A 1787-nucleotide genomic window follows, 5' to 3' on the forward strand; every position below is an offset into this window, starting at 1 on the left:
CCTGCCGATAATCCGGGCCTCCCATGATCTGCAGGTGTCTACCCAGTGTCAGCTCAATCTCTTTGTCATCACTGGGTATGTTGGCCACCCCTCCAGCTGCCTTGGTGCGCAACCGGATATAAATGTCCAGGGCTGCTCTCATACTCTCCATATCTCCCATGATCTGGAGTAGTCTGCCCATAGCCAGTTCAATCTCCCTGTCATCACAGGGGGTGTTCGCCTTCCCCCCCGCCGCCTTGGTACGCAACCAGGTAAAGATGTTCAGCGACTCTTTTAAAGAGTCTGTGCCTCCCATAATTTGCAGGTGTCTACCCAGTGTTAACTCGATATCTTTGTCATTACAGGGGGTGTTCGCCCGCCCCCCGGCCGCGTGAGTGCGTAGCCGGATAAAGATGTCCAGGGCCGCTTGCATGTTGCCCATGCCGCCCATGAGCTGGAGATGTCTGCCCAGTGCTAACTCGATCTCCTTATCCTTACAGGGGGTGTTCGCCCGTCCCCCGGCTGCCTGAGTTCGCAGCTGGGTAAAAATGTCCAGCGCTGCTTGCATGCTGTCTGGGTCCCCCATGATTTGAAGATGTCTGCCCAGTGTTAACTCGATCTCTTTGTCATGACAGGGGGTGTTCACCTGCCCTTTGGCTGTCCGGGTGCGTAGTTGAGTAAATATCTCCAGAGCTGCTTTCAGGTTATCCGTACCGCCCATAAGCTGAAAGTGTCTACCCAGTGTTAACTCGATATCCTTGTCATGACAGGGGGTGTTCGCCTGTCCCCCGGCCGCCTGAGTGCGCAGCCGGATATAGATGTCCAGGGCCGCTTTCAGGTTGTCCTTGCCCCCCATAATCTGGAGATGTCTGCCCATTGATAACTCAATATCCTTGTCATCACAGGGGGTGTCCATCTGCCCCCCGACTGCCCGACTGCGCAGCCTGGTAAAAATATCCAGAGCCTCTTTCAGGGCATCCGGAGTCCCTATGAGCTGGAGGTTTCTACCCAGAGCCAGCCCATTGGTTTTTTCATCATGGGGAAATTTTGAATGTTTTTTATAAAGAGACTGGAAAAGTGGTAAAGCTTCAGTGATATGGCCTTTTGCCTGTAAAGCTCGCCCCTTTGCCATCATCACACCTTTGTCATTTTGCATATTCTGCGCAAGAGAATTGATGTACCTGATACACCCATCAAAATCGTTAAGTTGAAACAACGCTCTGGCTTTTAATTGCACGACACGAGCATATTGATGAGGGTTTCCCAAGTATTTTTTTAATAGACCCTTTGTCTCATCTAATACTCTTCGAGGATGACTTTTCAGAAGACCAAAGCCATCACTTATGTCGAACTCTCTTTGCATATAAGGGTGAGCAGGGCTGAGCCGGGTGGGAAATTGTAAAAGTGGGCGGTACCCACAGTAGCCGGCACGCCTTGGGGATAAATAACTTTGTGTGCGGGAGGTATAGGGCTCAGACCCTCTTGGCTGTTTTTGTTGGTAAGCCGGGGGAGGCTGTCGATAATGACAGTCTCCCCCATGTGGGGGAAAGTTCATACTCTGAATAAACCTTTATAGTCGTTGTGTCAGGGAGGGTCGTTAAGCCAATAGTTTTATATGGATAGTGATGAGAGAATAAAGGTTCAAAATGAGTCAGGGTCACAAACAGGGCTGTTTGAAGGTCACGTAATACTATGAGCCAATAGCTGTCGTTCCCTTAGCCTCCAGAGTTCATCTTTCTTCTGTCCCCGTCGATAAGGTTCAAGGTCGTTGGCCAGACCAAAAAGTAATACTGATGTCTGTTTGAACT

Annotated in this window: 1 protein-coding gene; it reads right to left on the bottom strand. The window is 50.4% G+C overall.

Going from position 1 to position 1787, the window contains the following annotated elements; all coding sequences use genetic code 11:
• On the bottom strand, positions 1-1135 hold a 1135-nt coding region (locus E1189_RS05420; RefSeq protein ID WP_196221227.1), incomplete at its 3' end, for a hypothetical protein.
• Between the last annotated feature and the right edge of the window lie 652 nt (positions 1136-1787).

This window comes from Parendozoicomonas verongulae (assembly GCF_009711465.1).
GTDB classification, from domain to species: Bacteria; Pseudomonadota; Gammaproteobacteria; order Pseudomonadales; family Endozoicomonadaceae; genus Sansalvadorimonas; species Sansalvadorimonas verongulae.